Source organism: Vibrio sp. 378 (assembly GCF_033339435.1).
Map to the genome: position 1 here is coordinate 1 of NZ_JAWOUO010000840.1, position 591 is coordinate 591.

Genomic DNA, 591 nt, shown 5'->3' on the forward strand with positions numbered 1-591 from the left:
GTACACGACTCTTCTCGCCACTCACCTGAAGCACATCACCTTTGGCAAGAACAATGTCTAAATCCATTGGCATTTCGATTTGCGCACGAACTACGCGGTTAAGGAAACAACCGAACTCAGACAGGTTCAAATCAGATAGACGTTTGCCGGCAATCGCGTCGCTCTTAACGACAATCTCTTCTTCCACAATACGCAGATCGAGAAGGTTACGGTCGAACACTTCTTTACCGTTTCGGAAGCTTGGGTCCAAACGAGCGTGGCTGTCAGGGAAGCCTACCAGTGCTATTTCATCGCCTTCTTGCAAAATCGCATCACCATCAGGGTGGGCGAGAATACCATTACGGCGAATACGCTCAATGTAACAACCCGTTTGGCGATAAATACCAAGTTCTCGTAAGTTTTTGCCGTCTGTCCAATCGATAAGCTCCGGGCCAACTCGATATGCGCGAATAATAGGTAGATAAACTTTGCGCTGGCTTGAGTTACCAAGGCCACGCTCTTGAGCGATTTGTTGAGCAGAGTCTGAAAGGTTCTGCTTTTGTAATTTTGGTAGCAACTTAGCGAACATGATCATGCTGATCAGACCAATCA

At 47.2% G+C, this 591-nt stretch carries 1 protein-coding gene; it reads right to left on the reverse strand.

All coding sequences use genetic code 11. The features are described 5' to 3' along the window. Nucleotides 1-591: TrkA C-terminal domain-containing protein (locus R7Q48_RS29150; RefSeq protein ID WP_318133847.1), on the reverse strand; the 591-nt coding region annotated here is incomplete at both ends.